This is a genomic window from Streptomyces sp. NPDC055243 (assembly GCF_044544025.1).
GTDB lineage: Bacteria > Actinomycetota > Actinomycetes > Streptomycetales > Streptomycetaceae > Streptomyces.
Window position 1 is genome coordinate 604,716 of record NZ_JBITWR010000003.1, and the last position, 24,833, is coordinate 629,548.

Sequence of the window (24,833 nt, forward strand, 5' to 3'; positions counted from 1 at the left end):
CGACGTACGAATACGGAGAACCCCGATCATGTCCCTGTGGCCCGTCTACACCGGCACGAACGAGCCCCACGACGGGATCTCCGAGCTGCCCCCGCCCCCGCCCTGGCGCGCCTTCGACGGCGGCCCGGTCCTGCGGACGCCCACGGACGACGGATCGGCGACCTCCCCGGACCGCGTGCACCGGGCGCACACGTACCGGGCGACGGAGACCTGCGTCCAACTGGTCAACGCCGCGCTGTACTTGCGGCGTCCGCTCCTCGTGACGGGCCCGCCCGGCAGCGGCAAGTCGAGCCTCGCGTACGCGGTGGCACGGGAGCTGGGCCTCGGCCCGGTCCTGCGCTGGAACATCACCAGCCGCAGCGCCCTGCGCGACGGCCTCTACCAGTACGACCCACTGTCCCGGCTGTACGCCGCGGGGCGCTCCCCGCGGACACGGGCGCCCCGGGACGGCGCGGGCGTCGAGGACCACCTCCGCCTGGGCCCGCTGGGCACCGCGCTCCTGCCCTACGACCGCCCCCGCGCCCTCCTCATCGACGAGATCGACAAGAGCGACCTCGACCTGCCCAACGACCTCCTGAACATCCTGGAGGAGGGCCAGTACGAGATCCCCGAGCTGGTGCGGATCGCCAAGCAGACCCCCAGGGCGGACCTCCTGACCGACGGCTCGGACGACCCGGTGACGGTGGAGCGCGGCCGCGTGCGCTGCCGGGCCTTCCCCTTCGTCGTCCTCACCAGCAACGGCGAGCGCGAGTTCCCGCCCGCGTTCCTGCGCCGCTGCGTCACGCTGCGCCTCCGCCAGCCGCGCGACGAGCATCTGGAGGAGATCGTCCGCGCCCACCTCGGCGAGCCCGACGCCTACGCCCGCACCCTCATCGCCCGCTTCCTCGAACGGGGCAGCGGCGGCGAACTCGCCACGGACCAGCTCCTGAACGCGATCTACCTGACGGGTGCGGCGGGCATCGACACAGCCTCGCGCGACGAGCTCGCGCACCAGCTGATGCCGTATCTGACGCAGGCCGCGGATCCGGGCCCCGATGCCCTCTGACGCGCCCCGGGGCCCCGTCGCACGCCTCGCCGATGTCCTGGCCCAGGCGTCGGAAGGCGCCCGCCCCACCTCGATCGAACTGGCCGAACTGCTGTGGCTGGCCGGGCAGACGGGCGGCGACGACCCGACGCCGCGAGGACAGGCCGCGGCCACACCGCCGACGACGCCCCCGCACCCGCCGGTGACCCCGTCGTCCCCGCCACCCCCGAAACCGGCCGACCCCGCTCCGGCCACCCCTCCGCCGGACGCCCCGGCCGACCGGGTGCCCCTGCGGCTGCCGACTCCGACGGGCAGGGACGCCCCGACGACGGCAGCCACCGCACCAGAGAGCCCGTCGAGCGCCACCGGCCCGACGACCTCGCCCGGCCACACCCCTGTCCGCGTCCCCGTCCCCCCGATGGTGACGCACCCCCTCACGCTGCAGCGCGCCCTGCGCCCCCTGAAGCGCCGCGTCCCCTCCCCGGTGGGCAAGGTCATCGACGAGGAGGCCACGGCCGACCGCATCGCCCGTCTGGGCGGCCACCCGCGAGGCTGGCTGCCGGTGCTCCGCCCCGCCGAGGAACGCTGGCTGCGCCTGTGCCTGGTGTACGACGCGGGCCCGACGATGCCGATCTGGCGCCCCCTGGTCCACGAACTGCACACCGCGCTCGCCCAGTCCGGCATCTTCCGCACGGTGGAGCTGCACCGGGCGGAGCCGGACGGCACGGTCCCGCCCCAGGCGGCCCACGCACCCGCCACGGGCCGCACGGTCACCCTGGTGATCAGCGACTGCATGGGGCCGCAGTGGCGCGACGGCGACGCGGGCGCCCGCTGGTACCGCACCCTTCGGCGCTGGGCGACGCAAATGCCGGTGGCCGTGATTCAGCCACTCCCGGAACGCCTCTGGCGCACCACGGCGCTGCCCACGACTCCGGGAACCCTCTCCTCACCGCACCCGGCGGCACCTTCGAGCGCCCTCACCTTCACTCCGTACGCCGCCGACGCGCCACCGCCCGCCGGGGCGCTGCCGGTCCCGGTGCTCGAACCCTCCGGGCCGTGGCTCGCGCACTGGGCGGGGCTGGTGGCGGACTCGGGCGGGGGCCGGCTGCCGGGCGCGGTGGGGTGGCTGGACCGCAGCCCGCCGTCACCGGCCCCCGGCGCCGACACCCCGGACATCGCGGACCTCACCCCGGAGGACCTCGTACTGCGCTTCCGCTCCACGGCATCCCCCGAGGCCTTCCGCCTGGCGGGCCATCTGGCGGTGGGCGAACCGCGGTTGCCGCTCATGCGGCTCGTCCAGGCGGCGGTGGAGGAACGTCCGCGCCCGCAGCACCTGGCGGAGGTGATCCTGAGCGGGATGCTGGCCTCGGACGGGGCCACAGGGTCGTACGCATTCCGCGACGGCGTACGGGAGTTGCTGCTCCGCACCCTGCCCCGCACCGCGCGGGGGCGTACGCGAGAACTCCTCGCCCGGGTGGGCGGGCTGATCGACGAGCGGGCGGGGGCGGCGCCGGGGGTGCTGCGGGCGGTGGCCCCCTCCTCGGGGGGCGCAGGGCCGCAGACCCCGGTGGGCGAGCCGTTCGCGACGGTCACGCGGGAGAGTGCGCGGCAGCTGGGCGCGGACGCGGGGCTGTTCGCCGGCCGCTACCGGCTCCTGGAGCGGCTCGGGCGGAACAGCGGCACCTGGCGGGCGGAGGACGTCCGCCGGCCGGGGAGCACCGTGGTGGTGAAGCAGTACCCGCAGCGTCCGCCGCACTCCTCGCAGTGGGCCGACCGGCTCGTCGCGTTCCGTCACGAGAGCGTGGCGCCCGTCGTGGACCACGGCGTCGACGGCTCGTCCGGTCGCCCCCTGCCGTACCTGGTCACGGAGTTCGTGCCGGGGGCCGGCCTGCAGTCCCTTCTCTCGCAGTACCGGTCCGGCCTCCGTGTCTCCCAGCTCCTGACCGTGCTACCGCCGTTGGCCGCTGCGATCAAGGCGATCAGCGACCACCGGCTGACCCTCCAGACCCTTCGCGCGTCGCACGTCGTCGTGGCGTCGCGCGGCGTGGTCCTGACCGGCGACTTCGCCGTCGACGCCTTCCACGAGCAGAGCCGCGGCAGCAACCTCCTCGCGCTCGCCGGCCTGGTCGACCAGATGCGCCCGCATCCCCGGGCGGCGGACGCCCGGTCAGGCGTACCGCTCGCGGACGTGCTGATGTCGGCGGTGCAGGACCTGCGTTCCAGCAGCCCGGACGTCCAGGACCGCGGCCTCGACCGGCTCATCCGCCTCTCGTCGCCCTCGGACCACGCCCGCTCCTACTCCGTGCTCGGCCCGCTGCGCGTCACCCTGAACGGCCGCCATCTCGCCACCGGCACCCCCCGGGAGCAGGCCATGCTCTGCATGCTGCTGCTCAGGCGCGGCCGGGCCGTACACCACGACGAGCTGATCGACGGCCTGTGGGGGGCCGGTGCCGCGCCCACGAACGCGCGCCGCATCCTGGGCACTTACGCCTCCCGCCTGCGCAACGCGCTGGGCCCCGACTCCGTGTCGGGCGGGCGTGACACGTACTCCCTGGCCCTGCCCATGGGTCCGGACGTCGTCGACCTGTTCACCTTCCAGCGGCTCCACGACGACGCCCGCGACGCCCGCTTCGCGGGGGACTTCGTCCGCGCCCGTGAACTGGTCCGGTCCGCCCTGGGGCTGTGGCGCGGCACCCCCCTGGACGGCATCCCCGGCCCGGCGCCCGCCGCCGCCCGCGCCGACATCAACCGCCTGCGGCAGTCCCTCCTCCACACGCTGCTCGAACTGAACCGGGAGCTGGGCGCGACCGAGCGGGAGCAGTCCGAACTCGACCAGTTGCTGCAGGAGTTCCCGCACACCGAGGACGAGGTGCTCGCCCCCCACGAGGAGCTCCCCAGCGCCCAGCTCGACGACCTCGGCGTCAGCCGTGAGCTGCCCGACGACCAGCCCACGCCCCCCGCGACCACCCTCACCTTCGAGTACCTGGCCCGCCCCGCGGGACGCCAGGAGGACGTACGGGAGAACCTGGGCCGGGAGATCTCCCACCTCCTCATCCGGGGCGGCATCGGCCCCGACCGGTTCGAGATGCGGGCGGGGCCGCGGGGCTGGGAGGTGATCGTGGCCCCCGAGGTCCACGTCCTGCACGTGCTGACCACGGTGGTCAACGAACTCCCGGCCGCGCTGGCCGCCTTCCCCGTACTGGGGCTCGGCGTCACCCTCACCCACGAGCCGGACCCGACGGTCTCCGCGCCCACGTTCCCCTCCGGGCTGCGTCATCTGCTCGGGCGCGACAGCAGGCGCGCCGTCGTGATCGTCTCCAGCGACCTGCACGAGCGGCTCAACCGCTCGGGCCGCCTGCAACGCCGGTTCCAGGCGGTGCCCCAGTCCGACGACTGGTACTGCGAGGTCACCACCGAGCCGTCCCCCGCCCCGGTGCCCGGCGCCATCGAAGCCGTCCTCCTCGGCTTCGACGGCACCCTCGCCCGGCTGTACTCGGCACAGGCCGCCCGCCACGCCGCCCGCGCCCTCACCTCCCTGATCGCCGAGCGGCGCGACCCCGAGGCCGCCCTGGCCGGTACCCCCCTCCTGCCCGAGCCCCGCACGGCCGACGGCACGGCGGACCGCATCCACCCCATGGACGTGCTCCGCTCCTTCGCCCGGCGCCGCTCGCTCTCCCAGGAGCTGCACGCGCGCCTGGAGGAGATCGAGATGCAGGCCGCGCTCACCGCGAAGCCCTCGCCCCACGTCGCGAGCCTGCTGCACACCCTGGCCCGGCCCGAGGAGACCCTCCGCCTGGCCATCGTCACCGACACGTCGCCGCGCGCCGTCACGGCCTACCTGGGCGCCAAGGGGCTCCACCTCCCCGGTGCCGGGATCCACGGCCGCACCCCGGACCTCACCCTCCTCATGCCCGACCCCGACTGCCCGCGCCGGGCGCTGGAGCAGTTGGGCACCCCGGCGGACCGCTGTGTCATGGTCGGTTCCTCACCGGCGGAGGCCGCCGCCGCCGAGAGCCTGCGCATCGCCTTCATCGGATACGCGACGAGCCGCACGGCCCGAGAGCGCCTCGCCGCCGCCGGAGAGCGGACGACGGTGAGTGATCTGTCGCGCCTCGTCGACCTGCTCCACGACCGGTGAACTCCCGCGTCCCTACGCCTGCGGCGCCCGCGCGTCGTACCGGGCGAACCTCCGCCACTTGACGGCGAGGAGCCCCACGGCGACCACGCACGCGAGGCCACCGCCCACGACCGCCACCCCGGGCGACCCCAGATCGCCCACCGACCCCGCGACGAAGTCCCCGAGCCGGGGCCCGCCCGCCACCACCACGATGAAGACCCCCTGCAACCGCCCCCGCATCTCGTCCGGCACCGCCGCCTGCAGCATCGTGCTGCGGAACACCATCGAGATGGTGTCCGCACAGCCCGCCACGGCGAGGAAGAACAGCCCGAGCCACAGGTTGCGCGTGAGGCCGAAGACGGCGATCGCCGTGCCCCACCCGGCCACCGCCAGCAGGATCGCGAGCCCGTGTCGCCTGATCCGCCCCAGCCACCCGGAGAACACCCCGCCGAGCAGCGCTCCCACCGCGGGCGCCGCGACCAGCAGGCCCACCGTCTTCGCGTCGCCCCCGAACCACACCACCGCCACCGCGGGGAACAGCGCCCGCGGATGCGCGAGCACCATCGCGCACATGTCCGTGAAGAAGGTCATCCGCAGGTTCGGCCGGGTGGCCAGGAACCGCAGCCCGTCCAGGACCGAGGCCCGCTTCCCGCGCACCCCCGCCTCCGCTCCCTGGGGCCGCATCGCCGGCAGCCGCCACATCGCGTACAGCGCCGCGCTGAAGGCCACCGCGTCCACCGTGTACGCCGCCTGATAGCCCCACAGGCCGACGACGAGGCCGCCCAGCATGGGGCCGATCATCGTGCCCGACGTCGTCGTGATCGACGACAGCGCGTTGGCCGCGGGCAGCTGCTCCGGCGGGAGGAGCCGGGGGATCATCGACGAGCGCGCGGGGGAGTTCAGCGCCCCGCAGACCGCCTGGAGCGCGACCACGGAGTACAGGAACCACACGTGGTGGAAGCCCGCGAACGCGCCCGCCGCAAGGGCGAACGAGAGCGCGCACGAGCCGAGCGACGAGTAGAGGCCGAGCTTGCGCCGGTCCACCGTGTCCGCGATCGCGCCCCCGTACAGGCCGAACACCACGAGGGGGACCAGCGAGCAGAGCCCGACGAGGCCGACCGAGAAGCTGGAGTGCGTGATGTCGTAGACCTGGAGGGAGACCGCGAGGGCGGTCATCGCCTGGCCGGTCCAGGAGATCGTGTTGCCGACCCAGAGACGTCGGTAGTCGACCGACGTACGCAAAGGCGTCAGATCGGCGAGTATCCGCCTTTTCGCGACGGGTCCCTGGGGCTCCACTGGTAGCGGGGGCAGCGGGGGGTTGTTGTCGGCTTCGGGTATGTGGGGGCCGTCGGCTTCGTCTTCTTCCGGGGTCGTATGCGTCACACGGGATGCTAACTGCGGCGCCCGCGGCGCGATCAAGACCACCCGTGCGGCGGCACCCCGCCCGGCTCAGCCCAGCGCGCGCGCCGCCCGCGGCCACCACACGATGCGAGACAGGACCGTCGTCCGACGGTCCGTACGGTCTGCGCTCTCGGGAGGATCTGCCATGACCGTCAGTCTGGAGCAGTTGCGCCGCTGCCACATCGCCGTCGACCTGGGGGCCGCGAGGACCCGGGTGTTCGTGAAGGGCGCGGGTCTCGTCGTCGACGAGCCGAGCGCCGCCGCCGTGAACACGCGCACGGGCGCGCTCATCGCGGTCGGTCAGTTCGCCGAGCAGATGACGGGACGTACGCCGGGATACATCCGGGTCGTACGGCCGGTCTCCGGCGGCACCGTCGTCGACATCGAGATGGCCCAGCGCATGCTGCGCCACCTCCTCGGCGAGAAGCTCCGCCGCACCCTGCGCCGCAAGCCGCGGCTTCGCGCCGCCGCCTGCACGCCGCACGACGCGGACCCGCTGGCGCAGCGCGCCGCCGTCGAGACGATGGTCGGGCTCGGCGCGCGCAGGGTCGAGCTGGTGGACACGCTCATCGCCGCCGCGGTGGGCTGCGGTCTTCCCGTGGAGCGTCCTGAAGCGACCATGATCCTGGTGTGCGGGGCCGCGACCACGCAGGTCGCGGTGTTGTCGCTCGGGTCGATCGTCACCGCCCAGCGCATCCCGGTCGGCGGCGAGGCCATCGACCACGCGATCGTCCAGCACCTGCGCCACCACCACGAGCTGATGCTGCCCAGCCAGTCGGTACGCCCCCTTCAGTTGGCCCTGCGCGGCAACGGCCTGACTCCGCACGGGCCGGAGTCGACCGAGATCCACGGCCGCGACGTCGCCACGGGGCTCGCCCGCTCGGTGCACGTCGACACCGCGGCCGTCCGCGACGCGATCCACACCCCGCTCACCGCCGTGCTCGACGGCATCGGCAAGGTGCTGCGGGACTGTCCGCCGGACCTGGTGGCCGACCTGGCCGATCGCGGGATCATGATGGTCGGCGGCAGCGCGCTGCTCCCGGGGCTCGACCAGATGCTGCGGGACGCGACGGGGATGCCGGTGGCGATCGCCGAACGGCCCGACGTGTGTGCCGTGCTCGGGCTCGGGGCGATGCTGGAGGGCAAGATCCAGCCGCTGGTCCTCGACCCGCTGTCCGGCTGATCCCGGCGCTCCCCCGCTGATCCCAGCACCACACCGCGGAAGAGTGCCCGTATGTCGATGACCGTGCAGCTGATCGGCTCCGCGCTGATCCTGCTCGCCTTCGTCCTGGCCCAGGCGGGCAGGCTCGGCACGGGCACCTGGACCTACCTGTGGCTGAACTTCGCCGGTTCGGGGCTCACCGCGGGTGATGCTCTCCACGAACGGCAGTGGGGTTTTCTGCTTCTGGAGGGTGCGTGGATGGTGGTCTCGTTGCTGAGCCTGGTCAAGAAGGCGCGGGGCGGCGGGGCCGCCGGGGGCGCGGCGGGCACCGCGCGGTGAACGGCGACGACCTGCCCCTCTCCCTCGTGCCCCTCCTGGACGCGGTGCTCGGCGTCGGCACGGACCTCGAACTGCACGCCACGCTCCAGCACATCGTGGAGAGCGCGACGGAGCTGACCGGCGCCCGGTACGGCGCGCTGGGCGTCATCGACCCCGGGCACGGCAAGCTGACCGACCTGTTCACGGCGGGCCTGACCCAAGCCGAGCGGGACCGCATCGGCGCCCTCCCGGACGGCCACTCGGGGCTCCTGGGCACCCTGATCCGCGAGCCGAAGCCGCTCCTCCTGGACGACCTGACGGCGGACCCGCGCTCGTGCGGCGTGCCGCCGGGCCACCCGGAGATGCACAGCTTCCTGGGCGTTCCGGTGCACGTGCACGACGAGGCGTTCGGCAATCTCTACCTCACCGAGAAGCGCGCGGGCCGCTTCACGGACGAGGACCTCCAGCTGCTGCGCGTCCTGGCGAGCCAGGCGGGCATCGCGATCGGCAACGCCCGCCTGTACGAGGCCGCCAGACAGCGGGAGCGGTGGATCGACGGCGCGGCCGCGGTCACCACGGCGCTGCTCACCGGCGAACCGGCGGCCGACGCGCTGATGACGGTCGCCGAGCAGGCCCGCATCCTCGCGAACGCCTCCGCGGGCGTGATCCTGCAGCCCACGGATCAAGGCGGCATGCGGATCGTGGCGGCGGCGACGGCGACGGAGGAGGACGCCGAGCCCCCGAGCGAGCTTTCTGCCCACCCCCACGAGCTCCAGAACGACCTCATCGGCACCACCATCGAGCCCGGCAGCGCGGTCCTGGAACAACTGCTCGGGGGCGAGCCGGTGTTCATCGAGGACTCCGCGACCGACCCCCGGATGACCACCCATGTGCGGACCAACTTCGGGCCGAGCCTGATGCTGCCGCTCCAGGCGGGCGGCCGGCTCATCGGGACGCTCGCGCTGCCCCGCCGCAGGGGCGAGCGCGTCTACACCTCCGTGGAGCGTCTCCTCGCCACCCAGTTCGCCTCGCAGGCCGCGCTGGCCCTCGTCCTGGCGGACGCTCAGCAGAGCAGGCAGCGCCTCGCGGTGTTCGAGGACCGCGACCGCATCGCCCGCGATCTGCACGACCTCGTGGTCCAGCGGCTCTTCGCCACCGGCATGATGCTGGAGTCGACCCGCCGCAGGGACCGCTCGCCCCAGGTCGAGTCCACCCTGGACCAGGCCGTGGACGAGCTGGAGTCGACCATCCAGGAAGTCCGTACGGCGATCTTCGCGCTCCAGCAGCCGCCCGCCGACGCCCCCACCACGTTCCGCGGCAAGGTGCTGCGCGAGACGGCGGGCGCGGCCGCCGTGGTCGGCGTGCAGCCGTCCGTGCACTTCACGGGCGCCGTCGACACCCGCATCACGGACCCGGCCGCCGGCCACCTCCTGGCCGCCCTGCGCCGCGCCCTGGCCACCGCGTCGCGCCGCCCCGACGTCACCCGCATCGAGGTGGCGGTGGACGCCCGGGCGACGCTGCCGGACGGCCGCACGGGCGTACGCCTGACGGTCTACGACGACGGCACGACGGACGGCGTCGGATCGGGCACGACGACGACCTGGCAGGCCCCTCTCTAGGCCGGTCCAGGCAGTGGTCCGGTCCAGGCTCCGGTCCGGTCCAGGCTCCGGGCCGGTCCAGGCTCCGGGCCGGTCCAGGCTCCGGGCCGGTCTAGGCAGCCTCGTACTGGTGCGCCCGCCCGCCGCGCCACTTCACCCACGCCTGATCGTCCAGGAGCCCTTCGGCGTCCGGCAGCCCGGCCTGGCGCAGGAACTCGACCACGTCCGCGTCCGAATGCGCGAGACCGAGGATCTCCCCGCGGACCGTCACCCGGCGGCCACCCGTGCCGGACGGCGGATGCACGGCCACCGGCGCGGCAGCCGTGGACCCGGCCCGCGCGTTCAACGGCGCTTCCGTGACTGCATGTACCAAGCTGCGGCTAGGCCGACGACCACGAGGACGATCAATATCTTCATGAGGCCCTGGTGCCCCGGATCCCGGGACTGAAGCTCGCATGTCGCCACAAAGAGGAGGGCGGCGAGGTTTGCGCTGTTGACGCAGGTGGAATCGTTCCTGCGCCCCAGCGCTTCGGTGGGGCGGGTGGGACTCGAACCCACGGCCGACGGATTATGAGTCCGCTGCTCTAACCGGCTGAGCTACCGCCCCTAACGGCGCGTCGCGCACATTTGTGCGCGCCGTCTGCCGCAGCATAGCCGCTCATACGATCTCCTGCTTCGGATGGTCGGCATCGCTCGACCATGAGGACCTCCGTGCTGCCCACATGGTTCCACCGGGCACGAAAAAGGACCCTTGAGGGCAATCTCAAGGGTCCTTCTCACAGCTCTCCCGACTGGACTCGAACCAGTAACCTGCCGGTTAACAGCCGGCTGCTCTGCCAATTGAGCTACAGGAGACCGAGCTCCCCCGACTGGACTCGAACCAGTAACCTGCCGGTTAACAGCCGGCTGCTCTGCCAATTGAGCTACAGGGGATCGTCTCGTTTGCATCGAACGCACTTACCTGGGAACTCTCCAGGCGGCGGGCGGTCGCTGCGACACATACATTAGCGCAAGCAGGGGGGTGCTCCGCCAATCGGTATCCCCCCACCGCCGACGCAGAGCAGCAGACGGGCGACAGACGCTCGACGCCGACGCAAGGGAAGGGTGGCAGCCATGCGCTACCGGCTCACATTCGTGGCGGGACTGGCTCTCGGGTACGTACTCGGTACCCGGGCCGGACGCGAGCGCTACGAACAGCTCAGGAAGTCCGCTCGCGAGTTCGCGCAGAACCCGGCCGTGCGCAACACCGTGGAGTCCGCGACGCAGCAGGGGCGCGAGGTGGCGGGCAAGGCCTTCCACTCCGTGTCCGAGAAGGTGGGGGACAAGGTCCCCGACTCGGTGGCCGACCGCGTGCGGTCGCTGCGCGAGCGCGGGCAGGGCAGCGGCGAGGACGACTGGGGCACCAGCAACACGTAGCCGGGGACGCTCCTGGGAGCTGAGGTACGGCAGACGTCGCCCGGTGCGGCAGAATTCCAGGTATGGGGATAGTCGCAGGGTTGGACAGTTCGCCCGATTTCACGCGCATCGTGGTCTGTGACGCGGACTCGGGCGCCGTACTCAAGCAGGGCTATGCCCCGCATCCGACGGAGAACCCCGACGGCGGGCGCCCTTCGGACGTGGATCCGCAGGCCTGGCTGCTCTCGCTCGGTGAGGCGGCGGGCGGCGGGCTGCTCGAAGGCGTGCAGGCCATCGGCGTCTCCGCGCAGCAGAACGCGGTCGTCCCCCTGGACCAGCACGGCAACACCGTGCGGCCCGCGCTCGTCGGCAACGACCGGCGGGCGCAGGTCGCCGCCGCCGACCTGATCGACGGGCTCGGCAGCCGCGAGGCCTGGGCGCAGGCCGTGGGCTGCGTCCCGCAGGCGGCGCACCCCGTGACGAAGCTGCGCTGGCTCGCGCGGGCCGAGCCGGAGGCGGCGCAGCGCGTCGCCTCCCTCATGCAGGCGCACGACTGGCTGGTGTGGCAGCTCCTGGGGCGGCCCGCGCGGCGCACGACCGACCGCGGCGGCGCCTCCGGGACCGGCTACTGGTCGGCGGCGACCGGTTCGTACCGCCCCGATCTCATCGAGCTCGCGCTCGGCCACCAGGCGATGCTGCCCGAGGTGATCGGTCCCGCCGAGGCCGCGGGGACGACGCCCGAGGGGCTGCTGATCTCGGCGGGGACCGGCGAGACGATGGCGGCGGCGTTCGGGCTCGGGGTCCAGCAGGGCGACGCGGTCGTCTCGTTGGGGGCCTCGGGGTCCGTGATGGCCGTGCACCACGAGGCCCTGGTCGACCCGAGCGGGACGATCACCTCGCTCGCGGACGCCACCGGCATGCATCTGCCGGTGGTGCACACGCTGAACGCCGTGCGGGTGCTGCGGGGCGCGGCCGAGATGCTGGGGGTGCCCGATCTGGAGGGGCTCTCGGAGCTGGCCATGAAGTCGACGCCGGGTGCGCACGGGCTCGTACTGCTGCCGTATCTGGAGGGTGAGAAGACGCCGAACCTGCCGCACGCGGCGGGCACCCTGACCGGGCTCCGGCGCGAGTCGATGCGGCCCGAGCATCTGGCGCGGGCGGCCTTCGAGGGCATGCTGTGCGGGCTCGGGGACGCGCTCGACGTGCTGCGGGGGCGCGGCGTGGACGTGCGCCGGGTCTTCCTGCTCGGTGCGGCGGCGGAGCTGCCGGCCGTGCAGGCCTCGGCGCCGATGCTGTTCGGTACGCAGGTCGTGGTGCCGCAGCCCGCGGACTACGCGGCGATCGGTGCGGCGCGGCAGGCGGCCTGGGCGCTGAACGGCCAACTGCCCTACTGGCAGGGGGCGTCCGCGCAGGTCTTCGAGCCGGGCGAGGAGCAGGCCGTGGGCCAGGCGGTCCGCCAGCAGTACCGGACGGTGCGGGAGCAGGCCCATCCGGGCGCGTTCGAAGCGAGCGGCTTCTAGGGCGCCCCGCCACAGGAGAGGCGCAGCGGCACGGCCAGTTCTTGACCCAGCCCATTTTTTTACCGGGTCATGGCTTAATCGGTTGCGCACGCCGGGGTGCGATATCGGAGTATGGGGGCGACCTCGCCGAAAACCCCGCCCACGCCTCTCGAGAGACCTCGTGCTCATACGACTCCTGCGGGCCCACCTGGGCCCGTACAAGAAGCCCATCGCCCTGCTGGTGCTGCTGCAGTTCCTGCAGACGTGCGCCTCGCTCTACCTGCCCACGCTCAACGCCGACATCATCGACGAGGGCGTGGTGAAGGGCGACACGAGCTACATCCTGTCGTTCGGCGCCATCATGATCGCCGTCACCGTCGCCCAGGTGGTCTGCAATGTGGGCGCCGTCTACTACGGCGCCCGCACCGCGTCCGCGCTCGGCCGCGACGTGCGGGCCGCCGTCTTCGACCGCGTGCAGTCCTTCTCCGCCCGGGAGTTGGGGCAGTTCGGCGCGCCGTCGCTGATCACCCGGACCACGAACGACGTCCAGCAGGTGCAGATGCTGGTCCTGATGTCGTTCACGCTGATGGTCTCGGCGCCGATCATGTGCGTCGGCGGCATCGTCATGGCCCTCGGCCTGGACGTACCGCTCTCGGGCGTCCTGATCGCCGTCGTGCCGGTCCTCGCGATCTGCGTGAGCCTGATCGTGAAGCGGCTCCGGCCGCTCTTCCGCACCATGCAGGTGCGCCTGGACACCGTGAACCGCGTGCTGCGCGAGCAGATCACCGGCAACCGCGTCATCCGCGCCTTCGTCCGCGACGACTACGAGAAGGACCGCTTCCGCAAGGCCAACGCCGAGCTGACCGACGTGTCGCTCGGCACCGGCAAGCTGCTCGCCCTGATGTTCCCGATCGTGATGACCGTCGTGAACGTCTCGTCGATCGCCGTCGTGTGGTTCGGCGCGCACCGCATCGACAGCGGCGGCATGCAGATCGGGGCGCTCACCGCGTTCCTGGCGTATCTGACGCAGATCGTGATGTCCGTGATGATGGCCACCTTCATGTTCATGATGGTGCCGCGCGCCGAGGTCTGCGCCGAGCGCATCGAGGAGGTCCTGGACACCGAGAGCAGCGTGGTGCCCCCGGCCTCCCCCGTACGGGAGTTGACGCGCCACGGGCACCTGGAGATCCGCGGCGCGGGCTTCCGCTACCCCGGCGCCGAGGAGCCCGTCCTGAAGGCCGTCGACCTGGTCGCGCGGCCCGGCGAGACGACCGCCGTGATCGGCTCGACCGGCAGCGGCAAGTCGACGCTGCTCAGCCTGGTGCCGCGGCTCATCGACTCCACCGAGGGCGAGGTCCTGGTGGACGGCGTGCCCGTGCACACGATCGAGCCGGCGCTGCTCGCGCGGACCGTGGGCCTGGTGCCGCAGAAGCCGTACCTCTTCGCCGGCACGGTCGCCACCAATCTCCGCTACGGGAACCCGGACGCGACGGACGAGGAGCTCTGGCACGCGCTCGACGTCGCCCAGGCCAGGGGCTTCGTCGAGGGCCTGGAGGAGGGCCTGGACGCGCCCGTCTCGCAGGGCGGCACGAACGTCTCCGGCGGTCAGCGGCAGCGGCTCGCGATCGCGCGGACGCTGGTGCGGCGCCCCGAGATCTATCTCTTCGACGACTCCTTCTCGGCCCTGGACTACGCGACCGACGCCGCCCTGCGGGCCGCTCTCGGCCGCGAGACCGCCGAGGCGACCGTCGTGATCGTCGCCCAGCGCGTGGCGACGATCCGGGACGCCGACCGCATCATCGTCCTCGACGAGGGCCGGGTCGTGGGGACGGGACGCCATCACGAGCTGATGGAGGGCAATGAGACCTACCGGGAGATCGTGCTCTCCCAGCTGACGGAAGCGGAGGCCGCGTAATGGCCGGTCCGGGCGGACAACAGATGATGGGGCCGGACTCCCGGTCGATGGACTTCAAGGGGTCCGGCAAGCGCCTCCTGGCGCAGTTCGGGCCCGAGCGCACCACGATGTACGGGATGCTCGCCGCCGGGGTGCTCAGCGTGGCGCTCACCGTGCTCGGCCCCAAGATCCTCGGCAAGGCGACCGACCTGCTCTTCGCGGGCATCGTCGGCCGTGACATGCCCGACGGCGCCACCAAGGACCAGGCCATCGAGAGCCTGCGCGACAAGGGCGACGGCGGCATGGCCGACATGCTCTCCGGGGTCGACTTCACGCCGGGCGAGGGCATCGACTTCGGCGCCGTGGGAGAGGTGCTGCTGCTCGCCCTCGGCGTGTTCCTTGTCGCGGGCCTGCTGATGGCGGTGGCGACACGTCTTTCCAACCGCGCCATCAACAAGACCGTCTTCAAGATGCGCGGCGACGTCCAGGCGAAGCTGTCGCGGCTCCCGTTGTCGTACTTCGACAAGCGGCAGCGCGGCGAGGTCCTCAGCCGGGCGACGAACGACCTGGACAACATCGGCCAGACCCTCCAGCAGACCATGGGCCAGCTGGTGAACTCACTGCTCACCATCGTCGGCGTACTGGTGATGATGTTCTACGTCTCGCCGCTGCTCGCCCTGGTGGCGCTGGTCACCGTGCCGCTGTCGTTCTTCGTGGCGACGAAGGTCGGCAAGCGGTCGCAGCCGCAGTTCGTGCAGCAGTGGAAGACCACCGGCAAGCTCAACGCGCACATCGAGGAGATGTACACCGGGCACAACCTGGTGAAGGTCTTCGGGCGCCAGGAGGAGTCGGCGAAGGCCTTCGCCGAGCAGAACGACGCGCTGTACGAGGCGGGGTTCAAGGCGCAGTTCAACAGCGGGGCCATGCAGCCGCTGATGTACTTCATGTCGAACATCAACTACGTGCTCGTGGCCGTGGTCGGTGGCCTGCGGGTCGCGTCCGGTGCCCTGTCGATCGGTGACGTGCAGGCCTTCATCCAGTACTCGCGGCAGTTCTCGATGCCGCTCACGCAGGTCGCCTCGATGGCGAACCTGGTGCAGTCCGGTGTCGCGTCCGCCGAGCGCGTCTTCGAGCTGCTCGACGCCGACGAGCAGGAGGCCGACCCGGTGCCGGGCCTCCGTCCCGACCAGCTGCGCGGCCGGGTCGAGATGGAGCAGGTGTCCTTCCGCTACGAGAAGGACAAGCCGCTCATCGAGGACCTGTCCCTGAAGGTCGAGCCCGGCCACACGGTGGCGATCGTCGGTCCGACCGGCGCGGGCAAGACCACGCTGGTCAATCTCCTGATGCGGTTCTACGAGGTCACCGGCGGGCGCATCACCCTCGACGGGGTCGACATCGCGAAGATGTCGCGCGACGAACTGCGCTCCGGCATCGGCATGGTGCTCCAGGACACCTGGCTGTTCGGCGGCACGATCGCGGAGAACATCGCGTACGGAGCGGCCAAGGACGTCACCCGCGAGGAGATCGAGGAGGCCGCGCGGGCGGCCCACGCGGACCGCTTCTGCCGCACGCTGCCCGAGGGCTACGACACGGTGATCGACGACGAGGGCACGGGGGTGAGCGCGGGCGAGAAGCAGCTGATCACGATCGCGCGGGCGTTCCTGTCCGACCCGGTGATCCTGGTCCTGGACGAGGCGACCAGCTCGGTCGACACGCGTACGGAGGTGCTCATCCAGAAGGCGATGGCGCGGCTCGCGCACGGGCGGACCTCGTTCGTCATCGCCCACCGGCTGTCCACGATCCGGGACGCCGACACCATCCTGGTGATGGAGGACGGGGCGATCGTCGAGCAGGGCACGCATGATGCGCTGCTGGCCGCCGACGGTGCGTATCAGCGGCTGTACAAGGCTCAGTTCGCCGAGGCCGTGGCCGAGGTCGACTAGGCCGGCCTAGTCGAGATAGCCGCGCAGCTGGTCCGCGAAGGCGTGGTCCCGCAGCTTGTTGAGGGTCTTGGACTCGATCTGGCGGATGCGTTCGCGTGTCACGCCGAAGATCCGGCCTATCTCCTCCAGGGTGCGGGGCCTGCCGTCCGCGAGGCCGTAGCGCAGCTGGACCACCTTGCGTTCGCGCTCGCCGAGCGTGGAGAGCACCGCCTCCAGGTGCTCGCGCAGGAGCAGGAAGGCCGCCGATTCGACGGGGCTCGTCGCGTCGCCGTCCTCGATGAGGTCGCCGAGCGCGACGTCGTCCTCCTCCCCCACGGGCGCGTGCAGCGACACCGGTTCCTGCGCCAGGCGCAGGACTTCGCTGACCCGCTCGTGCGGCAGGTCCAGGTGGGCCGCGACCTCTTCGGGTGTCGGTTCGTAGCCCCGCTCCTGGAGCATGCGGCGCTGGACGCGGACCACGCGGTTGATGAGCTCCACGACGTGCACGGGGACGCGGATGGTGCGGGCCTGGTCGGCGAGGGCCCGCGACATCGCCTGGCGGATCCACCAGGTCGCGTACGTGGAGAACTTGTAGCCGCGTGCGTAGTCGAACTTCTCGACCGCCCTGATCAGGCCCAGGTTTCCCTCCTGGACGAGGTCGAGCATGGTCAGTCCGCGCCCCACGTACCGCTTGGCGACGGAGACGACCAGGCGCAGGTTCGCCTCGATCAGGCGGCGCTTGGCCATCCGGCCCATGACGACCAACTTGTCGAGGTCCAGGGCGAGTTGCGAGTCCAGGTCGACGGCGAGGCGCAGCTTCTCCTCGGCGAACAGACCGGCCTCGACGCCGCGTGCCAGTTCCACTTCCTCCGCCGCCGTGAGCAGGGGAATCCGGCCTATCTCGCGCAGATACTGCCGGAACAGGTCGGACGACGGGCCGCCGGTGTCCGCGCGCCCGCGGGGTGCGGGCGGCAGGGGCAGCTCACCGCTGTCCGGTTCGAGCGCCTCCGGGGCGTCCGGAGCTTCGGTGGCCGCTTCCGCTTCGGGACTTTCGGGACCCGCCTCCGGGTGCCGCGCGGCTCGGCTCTGCGGTGGTACGGCCGCTATGACGTCCGTATCCACCGCCGCCTCCGCTTCCGCGGCACCGGCGGTCTCGGTCTGAGTGAGGGTCTGGGTCTGCACGGGGGCGACCTCCATGATGATCGCTGCTGAGGCGTGCGGCAGCGGTACAGCGGGATCGGCTTCGACGGCCTCGCCGCTGTCCGTCCCGAACACGATGTGTGGAATCGCGGGTGTACCGGATCCGCATCCGCTGTCTGCGGGCCGGCCGCGCTCCGAGGACTCAGGCACCGCAACCCAGTGTGGGGTACGACACACGGCCGCCACGAGGGGCGTGCGGTGACTTTTTGAGTCCGGTGCGTGACCGAGTGGTTACCCGCCGGGTAACCAGCCTCGCCGGGTGTGAACCTCAGAGCGCGTCGGCGCCGCGCTCCCTCAGGGCCCGCGCGTACTGCTGGAGGACCCACAACTCGTTCTGCACGGCGGCCAGTTGGGCGGCGTCGCCCTGGCCGCTCAGGCGGGTCAGACTGCCCTGGACGTCGCGGATGCGGCGGTCCACGGCGCGCAGCCGGACCTGGACGAGCTGGATGCCCGCGTAGATCTCGTCCACCTGCTTGCGCAGGATCGCCTCGACGGCCAGCTCGGTGACCATGGCGCGCACGGTGTTGTCCGGCGCCGCGTCCAGGACGCGGGCGAGGTAGGCCTGCGGTTCGGGGATGCCCGCCTCGGCGCCGCCCGCCTCCTCGACGCACTGGCGCACCGCCGCGTACGGCGGCGCGGTGAACTCGTCCACGCCGTACGCGTCGAAGGCCGGGGAGACCAGTTCCGGGCGCTGGAGGGCCAGCTTGAGCAGCTCGCGCTCGGTGCGGTGGGCGGGGCTGCGCAGGGTGAGCGCGGGGCCGGAGGGCGCGGTCGGCGCCGCGGCCGCGTACTGCTGGTTCTGCTGCGTGCGCTGCTGCTGCGGGGCCGGGCCCCTGCCGCCGCGGTCGCGGGCCCAACGCGCCAGCTGGGCGACGCGCTTGACCACGAACTGGGTGTCCATGATGCCGAGCATCCCGGCGAGCTGGACGGCCGACTCGTGCTGGATGGAGATGTTCTTGATGCCCGCGACGATCGGCGCCGCCTCGTCCAGGGCGGCCGCGCGCCCGGCCGGGGTGTTCAGGTTGTGCCGCGCGACCATCTGGCGGATCGCGAACTCGAAGAGCGGGGTGCGGGACTCGACCAGCGACTTCACGGCCACGTCACCCTGCGCCAGGCGCAGTTCGCAGGGGTCCATGCCGCCCGGCGTGATCGCGATGGACGTCTCGGCGGCGAACTTCTGGTCGTCCTCGAAGGCGCGCAGGGCGGCCTTCTGGCCGGCCGCGTCACCGTCGAAGGTGAAGATCACCTCGGCCGTGGCGTTGTCCATCAGGAGGCGGCGCAGGATCTTGATGTGGTCGCCGCCGAAGGCCGTGCCACAGGTCGCGATGGCGGTCGTGATGCCGGCGAGATGGCAGGCCATCACGTCCGTGTAGCCCTCGACCACGACCGCGCTGCTGGTCTTGGCGATCTCCTTCTTGGCGAGGTCGATGCCGTACAGGACCTGGGACTTCTTGTAGATCGCCGTCTCGGGCGTGTTCAGGTACTTCGGGCCGTTGTCGTCCTCGCGCAGCTTGCGCGCGCCGAAGCCGACGACCTCGCCGCTGATGTCGCGGATCGGCCACATCAGACGGCCGCGGAAGCGGTCGATGGGCCCGCGGCGGCCCTCCTGGGAGATGCCGGAGAGGGTGAGCTCCTTGTCGGTGAAGCCCTTGCCGCGCAGATAGCGGGTGAGGTGGTCCCAGCCCGCGGGGCTGTAGCCGACGCCGAAGTGCGCGGCGGCGGCCTGGTCGAAGCCGCGCTCGGCCAGGAACTTGCGGCCGATCTCCGCCTCGGGGCTCTCCAGCTGGTCGATGTAGAACTGCGAGGCGATCTTGTGGGCCTCGACGAGGCGGATGCGCTCCCCGCGCTGGTTCGAGGGGTTGTACCCGCCCTCTTCGTAGCGCAGCGTGATGCCTGCCTGGGCCGCCAGGCGCTCGACCGTCTCCGAGAAGGTGAGGTGGTCGATCTTCATCACGAAGGCGATCGTGTCGCCGCCTTCCTGGCAGCCGAAGCAGTGGAAGAGACCCTTGCTGGGGCTGACCTGGAAGGACGGTGACTTCTCGTCGTGGAAGGGGCACAGGCCCTTGAGGTTGCCGCCGCCCGCGTTCCGAAGCTGGAGGTAGTCGGAGACCACGGCGTCGATCGGGACCGCGTCCCGAACCGCCTTCACGTCCTCGTCATTGATCCTGCCTGCCACGTTGGAATACTACGGCCCTGCTCCGACACTCCCGCCCTGCCCCTTCACCCGAGCAGCGACTCCAGCGGGACGGAAGGGTCCGAGAGGGACTCGGCGGGCGGTCGCGCGCCCGTGCGGATCAGCTTCTGGATGGTGTCCGTGACGTCCCACACATTCACGTTCATCCCGGCGAGCACCCGTCCCTCGCTGAGCCAGAAGGCGATGAACTCCCGCTTCCCCGCGTCGCCTCGGACCACGACCTGGTCGTACGACCCCGGGGGCGCCCATCCCGAGTACTCCAGGCCCACGTCGTACTGATCGGAGAAGAAGTAGGGCACCCGGTCGTACGTCACGTCCTTGCCGAGCATGGCGCGGGCCGCGGCCGGGCCGCCGTTCAGGGCGTTGGCCCAGTGCTCCACGCGCAGTCTGGTGTCGAAGAGCGGGTGGTGCACGGCGGCCACGTCGCCCGCCGCGAAGATGTCCGGGTCCGAGGTGCGCAGGGAGGCGTCGACCACGACGCCGCCGCCGTGCGCGCGCTCGGCGATGTCGAGACCGGCGGCCTCGGCGAGCGCGATGCGCGGCGCCGCGCCGATCGCGGCGAGGACGTCGTGCGCCGGGTGCTCCTCGCCGTCGTCCGTGCGGGCGGCCAGGACCAGACCGTCCTGGCCCGTGATCTCGGTGAGGGTGGCGCCGAAGTGGAAGCGCACGCCGTGCTCGGCGTGCAGGTCGGTGAACATCTGGCCGAGCTCGGGGCCCAGGACCGCGTGCAGCGGGGTGGGCTCGGGCTCGACGACGGTGACCTCCGCGCCGTACGTCCGCGCGGCGGCGGCGACCTCCAGGCCGATCCAGCCGGCTCCGGCGATCACCAGGTGGCCGTTGTCCCGGCCGAGACTGGCGAGAACCTGCCGCAGCCGGTCGGCGTGCGCGAGGCGGCGCAGGTGGTGCACGCCCACCAGGCCGGTGCCGGGGACGTCCAGACGGCGCGGCTCGGCGCCGGTGGCCAGAAGCAGCTTGTCGTAGTGGATGACGGCGCCGTCACCGAGGTGGACGGCCTTGGCGGCGCGGTCGACGGAGACGACGGTCTGGCCGAGGTGCAGCTCCACGTCCGCCTGCGCGTACCAGGCGGGTTCGTGGACGAAGACGCTCTCGCGCTCCTCCTTGCCCAGGAGATATCCCTTCGACAGGGGTGGGCGCTCGTACGGGTGATCGCGTTCGTCACCGATGAGGATCACCCGGCCGGTGAAGCCCTCGGACCGGAGTGTCTCGGCCGCTTTCGCGCCCGCGAGACCTCCTCCGACAATGACGAACGTCTGATCCGCGTCGACCACTTGATGCCTCCTCAAAGCCTTGCCGTCAGGGGGGAGCGTCCCGCACGGAGCGTGATGGGGGAAGGGGTTGCGACCCGATCCGGCCAGTTTTCGTCACGCCCCGTGGTCGATCGGCTCATTCCGCATATGTCAGCGGTGTCTTGCCGTGAGCCGCGCGTGCAGGGAGCGCGCGGCGGCGTCCGTGAGCGACGCGATCTGGTCGACGACCACGCGCAGCGCCGCGCGGTCGTCGGGCGCCGTGTCGTAGAGCGCGCGGAACTGCGGGTCGAGGCCTTCGGGGGCGCGGGCCGTGAGCGCCTCGGCCAGCTCGGCGACGACGATCCGCTGGTCGGCGCGGAGCCGCTCCTGGGCGGGGCGCTGCATCACGTAGCGGTCGGCGACGGCCTTGAGGACCGCGCACTCGTGGCGGGCCTCGCGCGGGACGACGAGCTCGGCGGCGTACCGCGTGAGGGGGCCCTTGCCGTACCGAAGGCGTGTGGCGGTCTCGGCGGCGAGACAGAAGTGGCCGATGAGCTGGCTGGTGGCGTCCTTCAGGCGGCCCTGGGCGATGGCCGAGCCGTCGTACCCGTGCGGCCACCACTCCTGTTCCAGGAGGCGGTCGAGGGCCGCGGAGAGCTCTTCGGGGTCGGTGTCCGCCGGTACGTAGCGGCCGATGGCCACGGCGAAGATGTCCCGGCGCTCGGGCTCGGCGTGCAGCAGGTTCGGGTCGAGGTGCCCGGCGTGCAGGCCGTCCTCGATGTCGTGCACCGAGTACGCCACGTCGTCCGACCAGTCCATGACCTGGGCCTCGAAGCAGATGCGGCGGCTCGGGGCCTCCTTGCGGATCCAGTCGAAGACCGGCCGGTCGTCCTCGTAGACCCCGAACTTGGGGGATGCGGGGTCGGTGGGGTGACCGCCGCGCGGCCAGGGGTACTTGGTGGCGGCGTCCAGGGCGGCGCGGGTCAGGTTGAGGCCCACGCTGACGAGTTCGTCCGTCTCCTCGCTGCGCACGAAGCGCTTCGGCTCGATGCGGGTGAGCAGGCGCAGGGACTGGGCGTTGCCCTCGAAACCGCCGCAGCTCTCGGCTACTTCGTTCAGCGCCTGCTCGCCGTTGTGCCCGAAGGGCGGGTGGCCCATGTCGTGCGAGAGGCAGGCCGTCTCCACCAGGTCGGGGTCGCAGCCGAGGGCGGCGCCGAGCTCGCGGCCGACCTGGGCGCACTCCAGGGAGTGCGTCAGGCGGGTGCGCGCGCTGGCGTCCCACGCCTCGTTGCTGCGCGTGCCGGGGGTGACCACCTGCGTCTTTCCGGCGAGGCGGCGCAGCGCGGAGGAGTGCAGGACGCGCGCGCGGTCCCGCTGGAAGGCGGTGCGCCCCGGCCGCTTGTCCGGCTCGGTGGCCCATCGCTCGACGGCGGCCTTGTCATAGGCCGCCTCGTCGTCGTACTCGCCGTCGTACGCGTTCGGTGCAGTGCCTTCCATGCACCGACAGTAAACGCAAGCAGTGACAAAGAGGGCTTCAGGGCCCCTCGGTGGCCGACGGGCGCAGGTCGGGCACCGGTCACGCGGAGGTCAGCTGACGGGGCGGAACCAGCGTTGCGGCCGTGGTCGCCGTGGCGTCGGTGCGCGCCTGGTCGTAGCGGTGCAGGAGGAGGCGGGCCATCGCCCGGTGGGCGCCGAGCGGGGCCGAGGCGATCCAGGGTGCGGCATCCGCGCACTGCGTGGCGAAGCGGCCCGGGGCCGTGAAGTACGAGGCCACGGCGGTGCGGTGGCGGCCGCGGGCGGCGAGGGCGCGGACCGCGGCGGGCACGCTGAGCACGGAGGCCGCGGTCGTCGACGCGTACGCGGGCACCACCGGTACGCCGAGCCGCTGGGCCAGCAGGTCCGCCGTGCGGCGGGTGTCCGTGGCGGAGTGGGGGTCGCGGGAGCCCGCGGCGGCCAGGACCACTCCGGCGGTGCGCCGCCCGGCCCGGCCCAGGCGGTCCGGCCAGCCCGCGTCGACGAGCCGTTCGTGCAGCGCGTCGACGAGCAGGGGGTGCGGGCCGAGCGGGGCGGCGACGCGCGTGTCGAGGTGCGGCGCGGCGGCCGCGGCCTCGGGGATGTCGTGCTTGACGTGGTAGCCGCGGCCGAGCAGCAGCGGCACCAGGACGGCGGAGCCGGTGGCCGCCGCGAGGGTGTCGGTGAGCAGCGGCTCGTTCAGCTCGATGTGGCCGAGGCGCACGGTGAGCCCGGGCCGCAGCTCACGGACCCGTTCGAGGAGCTCCGTGACGGTGGCCAGGGCGCGCGGGTCACGGCTGCCGTGGCCGACCACGACGAGGTCGGGCGCCGACGCCGGCGCCGGTGCGGTGCGGCGCCTGCCGTCGAGCGACACGAGGGTGAGCTGGTTGCCGAGCTGGCTGCTGATCCGGTTCATGATGTGCGCCGTACTTTCGAGAGGGGTACTGCCGGACTCGTCGCGAAGAGGGTTCGACGGCGTCATGGACCGAGGATGGACGCGCCGTATTGCGGTCGCGTTGCGCGCCGGTGACGGGTGCTTTCGGCCTGGCTCACCGACGGCGCCGGGGCGTTGTCAGTGCGGTCGCTTACCGTTGTCGCAGTGATCGGATCGGGGGGATCCGGCAGCGGGGCACGGGGGAACGCGATGGAGCGGCCGGGGTGGATGCGGCGGTCGGGGTCGACGGGGCCGTCCGGCGTGCGGGTCTGGACCCGCGCTTGCCTGGCCCGGCTCGGCCGCCTGAGATTGCCGCGCACGCGGCGGGGGCAGCGGCGGGCCGTGCAGGTCTTCATGGCCGTCTGCGTGGTGGCGCTGCTGCCCGCGACCTGGCTCTTCGTGACGGCGGAGGGACGCCTGCACACGACGGCCGACGTGCCGCGCACACGGGTCGCGGTCGTCTTCGGCGCCGGGCTGTGGGAGGGCGAGCCGTCGCCGTATCTCGCGCACCGCCTGGACGCGGCGGCCGAGCTGTACGAGGCGGGGCGGATAGAGGTCGTGCTCGTCACCGGCGACAACAGCCGCGAGGACTACGACGAGCCGGACGCCATGCGCGCCTATCTGACCGAGCGCGGCGTGCCGGGACGGCGGATCGTCAGCGACTACGCGGGCTTCGACACCTGGGACTCCTGCGTGCGCGCCAAGAAGGTGTTCGGCGTCGACCGGGCGGTGCTGATCAGCCAGGGCTTCCACATACGCAGGGCCGTCGCGCTCTGCCGCGCGGCGGGCGTCACGTCGTACGGCGTCGGGGTCGACGCCAAGCACGACGCGACCTGGTACTACGGCGGCGCGAGGGAGGTCGTCGCGGCGGGCAAGGCGGCGGTGGACGCGGCGTTTCAACCGGATCCGCGGTTCCTGGGGCCCCGGGAGCCCGGCGTGGACCGGGCGCTGGCGGCACCTCGCTAGGATCTGGCCCCTGGGCCCTGAGCCGGGGTGCGTCTGCCCGCTTCCGCTCGTCCGCCGGGTGCCGGTCGTGGTCCGTCCTCGCGCAGTTCCCCGCGCCCCTAAAGGAGCACGACCCTCGCTGAGGGATCTGGCCCCTGGGCCCTGAGCCGGGGTGCGTCCGCCCACTTCCGCTCGTCCGCCGAGTGCGGGTCGTGGTCCGCCCTCGCGCAGTTCCCCGCGCCCCTAAAGGAGCACGACCCTCGCTGAGGGATCTGGCCCCTGGGCCCTGAGCCGGGGCGCGTCCGCCTTCTACCGCTCGTCCGCCGAGTGCCGGTCGTGGTCCGTCCTCGCGCAGTTCCCCGCGCCCCTAAAGGGGCACGACCCTCGCTGAGGGATCTGGCCCCTGGGCCCTGAGCCGGGGCGCGTCCGCCTTCTACCGCTCGTCCGCCGAGTGCCGGTCGTGGTCCGTCC

17 protein-coding genes and 3 tRNA genes are annotated in these 24,833 nt (G+C 72.3%); 10 read left to right on the forward strand and 10 right to left on the reverse strand.

Annotated features, from left to right (window positions below):
- The first annotated feature begins 28 nt into the window (after nucleotides 1-28).
- Nucleotides 29-1,045: a MoxR family ATPase gene (locus ACIGXX_RS12540; protein ID WP_361462556.1), complete on the forward strand. Its 1,017-nt coding sequence runs from the start codon at nucleotides 29-31 to the stop codon at nucleotides 1,043-1,045.
- Nucleotides 1,035-5,162 (forward strand): SAV_2336 N-terminal domain-related protein, encoded by a 4,128-nt coding sequence (locus tag ACIGXX_RS12545; protein WP_399975122.1) that lies wholly within the window; start codon nucleotides 1,035-1,037, stop codon nucleotides 5,160-5,162. The genes ACIGXX_RS12540 and ACIGXX_RS12545 overlap by 11 nt, the downstream gene beginning before the upstream one ends.
- A 12-nt stretch (nucleotides 5,163-5,174) precedes the next feature.
- Here the strand turns inward: ACIGXX_RS12545 and ACIGXX_RS12550 are convergent, their stop codons facing one another.
- On the reverse strand, nucleotides 5,175-6,437 hold the full coding sequence (locus tag ACIGXX_RS12550; RefSeq protein WP_351160710.1) for an MFS transporter: 1,263 nt from the start codon (nucleotides 6,435-6,437) through the stop codon (nucleotides 5,175-5,177).
- 250 nt (nucleotides 6,438-6,687) lie between these two features.
- Between ACIGXX_RS12550 and ACIGXX_RS12555 the strand changes: the two genes are divergently transcribed.
- The 3 genes from ACIGXX_RS12555 to ACIGXX_RS12565 are packed head-to-tail and all read left to right on the forward strand — an operon-like array spanning nucleotide 6,688 to nucleotide 9,641.
- Entirely contained in the window at nucleotides 6,688-7,725 is a 1,038-nt protein-coding gene (locus tag ACIGXX_RS12555; RefSeq protein ID WP_249590079.1) for a rod shape-determining protein, read from the forward strand.
- Between the two features lie 51 nt (nucleotides 7,726-7,776).
- Nucleotides 7,777-8,043, forward strand: coding sequence for a hypothetical protein (locus ACIGXX_RS12560; protein WP_351160159.1), 267 nt, complete (start codon nucleotides 7,777-7,779; stop codon nucleotides 8,041-8,043).
- The gene (locus ACIGXX_RS12565) at nucleotides 8,040-9,641 is read left to right on the forward strand and encodes a GAF domain-containing protein (protein WP_399975125.1); all 1,602 of its coding nucleotides are present in this window, start codon (nucleotides 8,040-8,042) and stop codon (nucleotides 9,639-9,641) included. The genes ACIGXX_RS12560 and ACIGXX_RS12565 overlap by 4 nt, the downstream gene beginning before the upstream one ends.
- Nucleotides 9,642-9,732: 91 nt before the next feature.
- Here ACIGXX_RS12565 and ACIGXX_RS12570 read toward each other — a convergent pair whose 3' ends face one another.
- The 4 genes from ACIGXX_RS12570 to ACIGXX_RS12585 form a co-directional block, all read right to left on the reverse strand.
- Entirely contained in the window at nucleotides 9,733-9,966 is a 234-nt protein-coding gene (locus ACIGXX_RS12570) for a hypothetical protein (protein ID WP_351160165.1), read from the reverse strand.
- Nucleotides 9,967-10,153: 187 nt separating this feature from the next.
- A tRNA-Ile gene (locus tag ACIGXX_RS12575) sits at nucleotides 10,154-10,227 on the reverse strand.
- Nucleotides 10,228-10,402: 175 nt separating this feature from the next.
- Nucleotides 10,403-10,475: transfer RNA gene (locus tag ACIGXX_RS12580), tRNA-Asn, on the reverse strand.
- A gap of 5 nt (nucleotides 10,476-10,480) precedes the next feature.
- Nucleotides 10,481-10,553: transfer RNA gene (locus ACIGXX_RS12585), tRNA-Asn, on the reverse strand.
- 180 nt (nucleotides 10,554-10,733) lie between these two features.
- Here ACIGXX_RS12585 and ACIGXX_RS12590 point away from each other — a divergent pair.
- The 4 genes from ACIGXX_RS12590 to ACIGXX_RS12605 all read left to right on the forward strand — a co-directional run bounded on the left by ACIGXX_RS12590 (nucleotide 10,734) and on the right by ACIGXX_RS12605 (nucleotide 16,351).
- Nucleotides 10,734-11,036 carry a YtxH domain-containing protein gene (locus ACIGXX_RS12590; RefSeq protein ID WP_351160168.1) on the forward strand — a complete coding sequence of 101 codons (303 nt, stop codon included), beginning with the start codon at nucleotides 10,734-10,736 and terminating at the stop codon, nucleotides 11,034-11,036.
- A 62-nt stretch (nucleotides 11,037-11,098) separates the two neighbouring features.
- Nucleotides 11,099-12,535 (forward strand): FGGY-family carbohydrate kinase, encoded by a 1,437-nt coding sequence (locus tag ACIGXX_RS12595; protein ID WP_383818746.1) that lies wholly within the window; start codon nucleotides 11,099-11,101, stop codon nucleotides 12,533-12,535.
- Between the two features lie 160 nt (nucleotides 12,536-12,695).
- Nucleotides 12,696-14,429, forward strand: a complete 1,734-nt coding sequence (locus ACIGXX_RS12600) for an ABC transporter ATP-binding protein (RefSeq protein WP_351160174.1) — start codon at nucleotides 12,696-12,698, stop codon at nucleotides 14,427-14,429.
- A complete protein-coding gene (locus ACIGXX_RS12605; RefSeq protein WP_351160176.1) occupies nucleotides 14,429-16,351 on the forward strand; it encodes an ABC transporter ATP-binding protein in 1,923 nt (640 codons plus the stop codon). Before ACIGXX_RS12600 ends, ACIGXX_RS12605 begins: the two co-directional genes overlap by 1 nt.
- A 6-nt stretch (nucleotides 16,352-16,357) precedes the next feature.
- Here ACIGXX_RS12605 and ACIGXX_RS12610 read toward each other — a convergent pair whose 3' ends face one another.
- The 5 genes from ACIGXX_RS12610 to ACIGXX_RS12630 form a co-directional block, all read right to left on the reverse strand.
- Nucleotides 16,358-17,680 carry an RNA polymerase sigma factor gene (locus ACIGXX_RS12610; RefSeq protein ID WP_351160178.1) on the reverse strand — a complete coding sequence of 441 codons (1,323 nt, stop codon included), beginning with the start codon at nucleotides 17,678-17,680 and terminating at the stop codon, nucleotides 16,358-16,360.
- 118 nt (nucleotides 17,681-17,798) lie between these two features.
- Complete coding sequence (dnaG, locus tag ACIGXX_RS12615) at nucleotides 17,799-19,706, reverse strand: DNA primase (protein ID WP_399975131.1); 1,908 nt, start codon at nucleotides 19,704-19,706, stop codon at nucleotides 17,799-17,801.
- A gap of 44 nt (nucleotides 19,707-19,750) precedes the next feature.
- Entirely contained in the window at nucleotides 19,751-21,013 is a 1,263-nt protein-coding gene (locus ACIGXX_RS12620) for an FAD-dependent oxidoreductase (protein ID WP_351160183.1), read from the reverse strand.
- A 129-nt stretch (nucleotides 21,014-21,142) separates the two neighbouring features.
- On the reverse strand, nucleotides 21,143-22,468 hold the full coding sequence (locus ACIGXX_RS12625; RefSeq protein ID WP_351160186.1) for a deoxyguanosinetriphosphate triphosphohydrolase: 1,326 nt from the start codon (nucleotides 22,466-22,468) through the stop codon (nucleotides 21,143-21,145).
- A gap of 79 nt (nucleotides 22,469-22,547) precedes the next feature.
- On the reverse strand, nucleotides 22,548-23,465 hold the full coding sequence (locus tag ACIGXX_RS12630; protein ID WP_399975134.1) for a sirohydrochlorin chelatase: 918 nt from the start codon (nucleotides 23,463-23,465) through the stop codon (nucleotides 22,548-22,550).
- 180 nt (nucleotides 23,466-23,645) lie between these two features.
- Between ACIGXX_RS12630 and ACIGXX_RS12635 the strand changes: the two genes are divergently transcribed.
- Nucleotides 23,646-24,383, forward strand: coding sequence for an ElyC/SanA/YdcF family protein (locus ACIGXX_RS12635; RefSeq protein WP_351160712.1), 738 nt, complete (start codon nucleotides 23,646-23,648; stop codon nucleotides 24,381-24,383).
- The last annotated feature ends 450 nt before the right edge of the window (nucleotides 24,384-24,833 follow it).

Coding starts and splice junctions, on each gene's coding strand:
- ACIGXX_RS12545 (WP_399975122.1), top strand. CDS start 1,035: ATGCCCTCTGACGCGCCCCGGGGCCCCGTCGCACGCCTCGCCGATGTC.
- ACIGXX_RS12635 (WP_351160712.1), top strand. CDS start 23,646: ATGCGGCGGTCGGGGTCGACGGGGCCGTCCGGCGTGCGGGTCTGGACC.
- ACIGXX_RS12540 (WP_361462556.1), top strand. CDS start 29: ATGTCCCTGTGGCCCGTCTACACCGGCACGAACGAGCCCCACGACGGG.
- ACIGXX_RS12560 (WP_351160159.1), top strand. CDS start 7,777: ATGTCGATGACCGTGCAGCTGATCGGCTCCGCGCTGATCCTGCTCGCC.
- ACIGXX_RS12555 (WP_249590079.1), top strand. CDS start 6,688: ATGACCGTCAGTCTGGAGCAGTTGCGCCGCTGCCACATCGCCGTCGAC.
- ACIGXX_RS12630 (WP_399975134.1), bottom strand. CDS start 23,465: ATGACGCCGTCGAACCCTCTTCGCGACGAGTCCGGCAGTACCCCTCTC.
- ACIGXX_RS12595 (WP_383818746.1), top strand. CDS start 11,099: ATGGGGATAGTCGCAGGGTTGGACAGTTCGCCCGATTTCACGCGCATC.
- ACIGXX_RS12590 (WP_351160168.1), top strand. CDS start 10,734: ATGCGCTACCGGCTCACATTCGTGGCGGGACTGGCTCTCGGGTACGTA.
- ACIGXX_RS12605 (WP_351160176.1), top strand. CDS start 14,429: ATGGCCGGTCCGGGCGGACAACAGATGATGGGGCCGGACTCCCGGTCG.
- ACIGXX_RS12625 (WP_351160186.1), bottom strand. CDS start 22,468: ATGGAAGGCACTGCACCGAACGCGTACGACGGCGAGTACGACGACGAG.